The organism is Nocardioides sp. (assembly GCF_035703625.1).
Lineage (GTDB): Bacteria > Actinomycetota > Actinomycetes > Propionibacteriales > Nocardioidaceae > Nocardioides.
In genome coordinates, this window is the sequence record NZ_DASSXS010000212.1 from 1 (window position 1) to 7,168 (window position 7,168).

8 protein-coding genes and 1 tRNA gene are annotated in these 7,168 nt (G+C 70.7%); 6 read left to right on the forward strand and 3 right to left on the reverse strand.

Going from position 1 to position 7,168, the window contains the following annotated elements; genetic code table 11:
* Positions 1 to 180 precede the first annotated feature (180 nt).
* Positions 181 to 253: transfer RNA gene (locus tag VFN12_RS10605), tRNA-Gly, on the reverse strand.
* A gap of 65 nt (positions 254 to 318) precedes the next feature.
* On the opposite strand from VFN12_RS10605, the gene dcd reads away from it, so the two are divergent.
* The 6 genes from dcd to VFN12_RS10635 all read left to right on the forward strand — a co-directional run bounded on the left by dcd (position 319) and on the right by VFN12_RS10635 (position 5,918).
* Positions 319 to 894, forward strand: coding sequence for a dCTP deaminase (dcd, locus tag VFN12_RS10610; protein ID WP_325118637.1), 576 nt, complete (start codon positions 319 to 321; stop codon positions 892 to 894).
* 105 nt (positions 895 to 999) lie between these two features.
* The gene (locus tag VFN12_RS10615; protein ID WP_325118638.1) at positions 1,000 to 2,043 is read left to right on the forward strand and encodes an iron-siderophore ABC transporter substrate-binding protein; all 1,044 of its coding nucleotides are present in this window, start codon (positions 1,000 to 1,002) and stop codon (positions 2,041 to 2,043) included.
* Positions 2,040 to 3,077 carry an iron ABC transporter permease gene (locus tag VFN12_RS10620; RefSeq protein WP_325118639.1) on the forward strand — a complete coding sequence of 346 codons (1,038 nt, stop codon included), beginning with the start codon at positions 2,040 to 2,042 and terminating at the stop codon, positions 3,075 to 3,077. The genes VFN12_RS10615 and VFN12_RS10620 overlap by 4 nt, the downstream gene beginning before the upstream one ends.
* Complete coding sequence (locus tag VFN12_RS10625) at positions 3,074 to 4,114, forward strand: FecCD family ABC transporter permease (RefSeq protein WP_325118640.1); 1,041 nt, start codon at positions 3,074 to 3,076, stop codon at positions 4,112 to 4,114. The genes VFN12_RS10620 and VFN12_RS10625 overlap by 4 nt, the downstream gene beginning before the upstream one ends.
* Positions 4,111 to 4,974 (forward strand): ABC transporter ATP-binding protein, encoded by an 864-nt coding sequence (locus tag VFN12_RS10630; RefSeq protein ID WP_325118641.1) that lies wholly within the window; start codon positions 4,111 to 4,113, stop codon positions 4,972 to 4,974. The genes VFN12_RS10625 and VFN12_RS10630 overlap by 4 nt, the downstream gene beginning before the upstream one ends.
* Positions 4,971 to 5,918 (forward strand): siderophore-interacting protein, encoded by a 948-nt coding sequence (locus VFN12_RS10635; RefSeq protein WP_325118642.1) that lies wholly within the window; start codon positions 4,971 to 4,973, stop codon positions 5,916 to 5,918. Before VFN12_RS10630 ends, VFN12_RS10635 begins: the two co-directional genes overlap by 4 nt.
* A 77-nt stretch (positions 5,919 to 5,995) precedes the next feature.
* On the opposite strand, the gene VFN12_RS10640 is transcribed toward VFN12_RS10635, so the two are convergent.
* Both VFN12_RS10640 and VFN12_RS10645 read right to left on the reverse strand, forming a co-directional pair.
* A complete protein-coding gene (locus tag VFN12_RS10640; RefSeq protein ID WP_325118644.1) occupies positions 5,996 to 6,148 on the reverse strand; it encodes a hypothetical protein in 153 nt (50 codons plus the stop codon).
* Positions 6,149 to 6,175: 27 nt separating this feature from the next.
* A complete protein-coding gene (locus VFN12_RS10645; protein ID WP_325118645.1) occupies positions 6,176 to 7,000 on the reverse strand; it encodes a DUF4097 family beta strand repeat-containing protein in 825 nt (274 codons plus the stop codon).
* Between the last annotated feature and the right edge of the window lie 168 nt (positions 7,001 to 7,168).

Sequence of the window (7,168 nt, forward strand, 5' to 3'; positions counted from 1 at the left end):
TGGGTTTCGAGACGGCTCACTCATCCGCGAGCAAGCTCGCGTCCGAGTCGAGCCTCCTCAACCTTCGCGGCTCTTCGCGTCGCGCTTCGCGCAACGCGGCCGCTCCGAGCGGATGACGAGATTCGAACTCGCGACATCGACGGTGGGCAGAGCGTCGCGCTGGAGCGCGACGACGTGGAGAGCGGATGACGAGATTCGAACTCGCGACATCGACCTTGGGAAGGTCGCGCTCTACCAGCTGAGCTACATCCGCAGGCCGGTCCTCGGACACGGCGGACGCGATGCTACCCGAACGTCCAGCGGGGTAGGTTACGACCCGTGCTGATGAGTGACCGCGACATCCTGGTGGAGATCGACAAGGGACGGATCGTCCTCGATCCCTGGGACCCGGCCATGATGCAGCCGTCCTCGATCGACGTCCGGCTGGACCGCTACTTCCGGGTGTTCGAGAACCATCGCTATCCGCACATCGACCCGGCGGCGGACCAGTCCGACCTGACGCGCGAGGTCGAGCCGGAGGGGGACGAGCCGTTCATCCTGCACCCCGGCGAGTTCGTGCTCGGGTCGACGTACGAGGCGATCTCGCTGCCCGACGACGTGGCCGCCCGGGTCGAGGGCAAGTCGTCGCTGGGGCGGCTGGGCCTGCTGACCCACGCCACCGCCGGCTTCGTCGACCCCGGTTTCTCCGGCCACGTGACCCTCGAGCTGGCCAACGTCGCGACACTGCCGATCAAGCTCTACCCCGGGATGAAGATCGGCCAGTTCTGCTTCTTCCGGCTCTCCTCGCCCTCGGAGCACCCCTACGGGTCGGCCAGGTACGGCTCCCGCTACCAGGGGCAGAGGGGCCCGACCCCCTCCCGGTCCTTCCAGAGCTTCCATCGCACTCGCATCTGAGCGCACCCTCCCGTCTCGTGGCGTGACCCCGTTGTGGTGCGCCGAGTCCTCGGCTGTCTAAGGTAAGGCTGCCCTAAGTAAGGCTTACCTAACTCGGAGGACGTCATGACCACACTCTCCCGACGCGCCGGCTCCGCCCTCGTGGCAGGAATACTGGGCTCCGGCTTCCTGGCCGGCTGCAGCACTGGCCCGACCGAGGCCTCCGACACCTCGCAGCAGGAGTCGACGACGCAGGTCGACGCGCATGCCTTCCCCGTGACCATCGAGCACGCCTTCGGTGAGACCACGATCGAGGAGGAGCCGACCCGGGTCGCCACTCTCGGCTGGACCGACCAGGACGTCGCGCTCGCCCTGGGGGTCCCGCCGGTCGGCGCCACGGCGATCACCTGGGGAGGCAACACGGCCGGCTCGACGGAGTGGTACGACGACGAGCTCGAGGAGCTCGGCGCCGAGCAGGCCACCCGCTACAGCGACGCCGACGGCGCGCCCGTGGACGAGATCGCGAAGCTCGCACCCGACCTGATCCTGGCCACCAACTCCGGCCTGACCGCCGGTGAGTACAAGAAGCTCTCGCGGATCGCCCCGGTCGTGGCCTACCCCGAGGCCCCGTGGGTCACCAGCTGGCAGGACTCGCTCGACATGGTCGGCGAAGCACTGGGCCGCAGCGAGCTGGCTGACGAGATCGAGGGCGAGACCCAGGCCAGCATCGATGCTGCCGCCGAGGAGCACCCCGAGATCCAGGGCAAGACCTTCATCTATGCCGCCCTGTCCACGACCGACACGTCCAAGGTCGACTACTACACCCCCGAGGACCTCCGCCCGCAGCTGCTGACCGAGATCGGGATGAAGAATGCGCCGGTCATCGAGAAGCTCAGCGAGAAGGGCGAGTTCTACGGGACGGTCTCCGCCGAGCGCGCGGCCGAGCTCGAGTCCGACGTCTTCATCACCTACGCCGAGAAGAAGTCGGACCTGGAGGCCTACACCGAGGACCCTCTGCTCGGTCAGATCCCCGCCATCGAGAGCGGGCACGTGCTCGCCTCGACGAACAAGGCCGATGGTCTGGGGTTCTCGTCGCCGTCGCCGCTCTCGATCCCGTGGGCCATGGACAACTTCGTCCCGCAGATCGCGGAGGCGGTCGCGGGCACATGAGCCTGGCTGCCGCGCCGTCAGGCGAGTCGACGCCCACCGGGGGCATCCCCCGCCGGGCCGGGTCGACGTCCGCCGCCATCGCCGCGGCGGTGGCGGCAGTCGTCGGCGTCAGCGTCGCATCCCTGCTGATCGGCTCCAGGCCGATCTCGCCGGACGTGGTTCTCGACGCCGCCCATCCGCTCCATGGCATCGCCGACGCCCGGCTCGGACGGACAGCGCTGGCGCTCGCGGTCGGCGCCGCGCTGGGACTCGCCGGCGCGATCATGCAGGGACTGACCCGGAACCCGCTCGCCGACCCCGGGATCCTCGGCATCAACGCTGGAGCGTCCTTCGCGATGGTGCTGGCCATGTCGGTGCTGGGGATCTCGTCGTTGACCGGGTACCTCTGGTTCGCGTTCGCCGGTGCGGCGTCCGCGATGGTCGCCGTCCACGCGATCGCGTCGTTCGGACGCGATGGCGCGACGCCGGTGAAGCTCGCGATCGCCGGAGCAGCCCTGACGGCGGCACTCTCCAGCTGGACCTCGGGGGTGCTCCTGACCGATCGACAGACGATGGAGACCCTCCGCTTCTGGCAGGTCGGCACCGTGGGTGGGCGCGACCTCGACGTCCTCCTGACCGGGCTGCCCGCCCTCGTGGTCGGGCTGGTCCTCGCGCTGGGGTGTGCGCGGCTGCTCAACACGCTGGCACTCGGCGACGACCTCGCCCGCGGCCTCGGACGACGTACGGTCCGGGACCGTCTGCTGCTCGGTGCGGCGGTGGTGCTGCTGGCCGGGGGCGCCACGGCCCTGGCCGGGCCCATCGCGTTCGTGGGACTGATCGTCCCGCACGGCGTGCGCGCGGTGGTGGGATCGGACTACGGCAGGGTGCTGCCCTGCTCCGTCGCGTACGGCGCCGTCCTGGTCGTGGTGGCCGATGTCGTCGGTCGGGTGGTGCTGCCACCCACCGAGGTGCAGGTCGGGATCATGACCGCAGTGGTCGGTGTGCCCGTGTTCCTCTGGTTGGTGCGTCGGGGACGGATGGCGGCGACGTTGTGAGCCCAGCCCTCGACGCGGAGCTTGACTCCGCCCGGGACGCGGTCTCCAGGGCCCGGCGGCGACCGGCGCGACGCCACCGGATCCTCTCCGGGGGACTCGTCGCCGTCCTGCTGGCCGTGTTCGCCGCGCGCGTGCTGCTGGGCGACTTCACGATCACGATCCCGGACTGCTTCCGGATCGTGTTCGGCGCCGAGATCCCGGGTGCGTCGTTCATCCTGATGGAGAGCAAGCTGCCGCGGGCCGTCCTCGGCGTGCTCGTCGGAGTCGCGTTCGGGGTCTCCGGCGCGATCTTCCAGGCCACGCTTCGCAACCCCCTCGCCAGCCCGGACATCATCGGGGTCGGCCTCGGCGCCAGCGCGGCGGCGGTCTTCGCCATCGTCAGCCTCGACCGGACCGGCATGCCGGTCGCGGTCTCGGCGATCGTCGGAGCAGTGGCGGTGTCGGCCCTGGTCCGGTGGGTCGCGGGGCCAGCGGCGGGCTACCGGCTCGTCCTCATCGGCGTCGGTGTGGCGGCCGCCCTCACCTCCGTCGTGCAGTACCTCTTCACCCGCGCCGACGTGTACGACGCCCAGCTCGCCCTCCGCTGGCTCACCGGGAGTCTCAACCAGGTGGACTGGCCGGCCATCCGGCTGCTGGCCTGGTTCCTGCTGGTGCTGTTGCCGCTGCTGGTCTGGGTGGCCGGCTCGATGCGGATCACCGAGCTCGGCGACGACATCTCGGCGGGGCTCGGGGTCGGATCGCGTCGGACGGACGTGCTCCTGCTGGTCGCGGTCGTGCTCACGGCTGTCGCGGTGGCGGCCGCCGGGCCGGTCGCCTTCGTGTCGTTCCTCGCCGGGCCGATCGCCCGCGCGCTCAACTCCGGGCGCACCACCGTCCTGGGTGCCGCTCTCGTGGGAGCAGTGATCGTGGTCGCGGCCGACTACGTGGCGGCGTACCTGATTGCGGACGTCAACCTCCCGGTCGGCGTCGTCACGGGCGCGTTCGGGGCGCCGTTCCTGCTCTGGCTGCTCGCTCACAACGGAAGGGAGGCAGCATGACTGCCCTGAAGGACGAAACCGCACCGGGGTCGGTGTCGACGACGTCGCGGCTGTCCGCGCAGCGGGTCACCCTGGGCTACGGCGACCGTGCGGTGGTCAGCGAGCTCGACCTGAGCGTGCCCGACGAGCGCGTCACCGTGGTCGTGGGCCCCAACGCCTGCGGCAAGTCGACGCTGCTGCGGGGCATGGCCCGACTGCTGCGGCCGACCTCGGGGGCCGTGCTGCTCGACGGTGAGGTCATCCACCGGCAGTCGACCCGGCACGTCGCGCGCAGTCTCGGCCTGCTGCCGCAGAACCCGGTCGCGCCCGAGGGCGTCACCGTCGTCGACCTGGTCGGACGTGGTCGGCACCCGCATCAGGGCAGGTTCCGGCGATGGTCGGGCGCCGACCAGCGGGCAGTCGCGGAGGCGCTCGACCTGACCGACACCACCGAGCTGGCCGACCGGGTGGTCGACGAGCTGTCGGGAGGACAGCGACAGCGGGTCTGGGTCGCGATGGCGCTGGCCCAGGGCACCGACCTGCTGCTGCTCGACGAGCCGACGACGTACCTCGACATCGCCCACCAGATAGAGATGCTCGACCTGCTCGCAGACCTCAACCACAGGCGCGGCACCACCGTCGTGATGGTGCTGCACGACCTGAACCTCGCCGCGCGGTACGCGCATCACCTCGTGGTCCTCAAGGCCGGCGAGATCGTCGCCGAGGGCACCCCGGCCGACGTGGTCACCGAGGAGACGGTGCACGACGCCTTCGGCCTCGGCAGCCGGGTGATCCTCGACCCGGTCTCCCGCACGCCACTGGTCGTCCCCGTGGGACGCCGCCACCGACCGACCTCGACGCACCAAGGGACCCTGCCATGACCGCGACCGCAACTCACTCGCTGCCGATGATCCTGGATGAGGTCGAGGTGGTCGCCGTCGAGCGGCTGTCGCCGACGTACGTCCGCGTGGAGCTCGGGTCACCCGTGCTTGCCGACTTCGGTGTCGACGGTCCGCTGTACGACCAGCGGATCAAGCTGGTCTTTCCGAACGACGCCGGCAGCCTGCCCTCCTTCGAGGGTGCGGACGACTCCTGGCTCGCCACCTGGCTGCACGTCCCCGCGTCCGAGCGTGGCCACATGCGGACCTACACCGTGCGCGAGGTGCGCGGGACGGGCGGCGACACCCGGCTCGTGGTCGACTTCGCGCTCCACCCCGACGGCTGCGCGACCGGCCCCGGCTCGGCGTGGGCCTCCCGCGCCTCGGCGGGCGACCGGCTGGTGGTCGTGGCGCCGCGGAGGGGACAGCCGTTCGGGGGCATCGAGTTCGTCCCGGGTGACGCACGGCAGCTGGTGCTGGCCGCCGACGAGACCGCCGTACCGGCCGTCTGCAGCATCCTCGAGGACCTGCCGGCCGCTGCCCGGGGCATCGCCTTTCTGGAGGTGCCGGACCCCGCCGACGTGCAGGACGTCGACCACCCGGTGGGGGTCGAGGTCGTGTGGCTCCCTCGCGGGGAGGAGCCCCTCGGTACGAGGCTGCACTCGTCGGTGCTGGCCTACCTGGGCGCCGGGTCGGTCCCCCTGGTCGAGCCGGCAGACGTCGACCCGGACCTGTGGGAGACCCCGGCCTACTCGTCGTCCGGCGAGGAGGTCGAGACGGCCGGCCGCCCCGCGGCGGAGGGGTACGGCGGCCTGTACGCGTGGATCGCCGGCGAGTCCGGCGTGGTGACCGCGCTGCGCCGACACCTGGTGAAGGAGCTGGGCATGGACCGCCGCCAGGTCGCCTTCATGGGCTACTGGCGGCGGGGTGTCGCGATGCGCTCCTGATCCGATAGTCCCTAACGAAATGGCTGGTGACACGCCCACCATGGCAGCTACTTCGTTAGGGACTATCCGTTCGGTGGCTAGTTGTCGATGCGGTCGGCGATCCGGCGCAGGCGGTCGGCGAACCGGTGGCGGTGGGGTACGGCGGGAACCTGCGGCCGTCTGGCTCGCACCACCCGTTCCTGAATCTGCTGCCTGGCCTGGGGTTCGACGAGGGCGCTGGTGTCGTTCATGGTGAGCTCCTGTGGTGTGAGGTGTGGTCAGACCTGGGTGAGCACGATGTCGCCGCTGACCGTCTTGGCCCGCAGCTCGACGTGGTCGGCCCCCTCGGCCGGCTCGCCGGCGCTCTCGAGGTTGGACCGGATGGATCCGGACAGGGTGGAGATATCGGTCCACACCGGCAGCCCTGCCGGGATCCCGATGTGGACGTCGCCCGAGGCACCCTTCATCGTGAAGCGACCGCGGTGCGCCGTACCGACGAGGAGGTCGCCGCTGCCCGTCGCCAGTGAGACGTCCTGGTGCGCGTCGACGACCCTGAGGTCGCCGGAGCCGGTCTTGACTGCTGCCGGACCGTTGGACGTGCCGATCTCGACGTCGCCGGAGCCGGTGGACGCGGCGACGGCGGACTCCGCGTGGCGGACGCGCACCTGACCCGACCCGCTCTTGACGCGCAGCTCCGCGTTGGCGACCGCGATGTCCACGTCGCCCGAGCCGGTCTCGACGAGGGCAGGTCCCCCGAGGTCGCCGGTGCTGACGTTGCCCGACCCGGTCTTGAGCTGGCAGGTGCCGACGGTTCCGGTCACCCGGATGTCGGCGCTGCCGGTCCTGACGACGAGATCGCTGTTGAAGGGGACGGTGATCGTCACGTCGAGGCGCGCGTCACCTCCGAAGAAGCCACTGCGCATGCGGGGGGCGACCACGCTGATCTGCCGTCCGGACTGTCGGACGTCAACCTGGTCGGCGTCGCGTCCGGTGATGTCGACGCGGGACTCGGTGGTCTCGGTCGCCGTGATCTCGACCGCCCCCTTGCCGATCTCGAGGAAGAGGTTGACGGGCTCGTGGGTCTCGAAGTGGTGCTGTGCCATGACTGACTCCAGGGTGTGCTCGGCCGACGGCCCGGCGGTTGCCGGCCCGTGGATTGGGTTGGTGGGTGCTGGTCAGAGCCAGCCGGTCATGCGGCGGCTGCCGCGGCCCTTCCCGGCGAACGGATCGACGTCACCGAAGAAGGGGATGCTCGACAGGTCGATGTCGAC

Excerpts from the sequence above, each read along its gene's own strand:
- VFN12_RS10615 (WP_325118638.1), top strand. The coding sequence starts at position 1,000 with ATGACCACACTCTCCCGACGCGCCGGCTCCGCCCTCGTGGCAGGAATA.
- VFN12_RS10620 (WP_325118639.1), top strand. The coding sequence starts at position 2,040 with ATGAGCCTGGCTGCCGCGCCGTCAGGCGAGTCGACGCCCACCGGGGGC.
- VFN12_RS10630 (WP_325118641.1), top strand. The coding sequence starts at position 4,111 with ATGACTGCCCTGAAGGACGAAACCGCACCGGGGTCGGTGTCGACGACG.
- VFN12_RS10635 (WP_325118642.1), top strand. The coding sequence starts at position 4,971 with ATGACCGCGACCGCAACTCACTCGCTGCCGATGATCCTGGATGAGGTC.
- VFN12_RS10640 (WP_325118644.1), bottom strand. The coding sequence starts at position 6,148 with ATGAACGACACCAGCGCCCTCGTCGAACCCCAGGCCAGGCAGCAGATT.
- VFN12_RS10645 (WP_325118645.1), bottom strand. The coding sequence starts at position 7,000 with ATGGCACAGCACCACTTCGAGACCCACGAGCCCGTCAACCTCTTCCTC.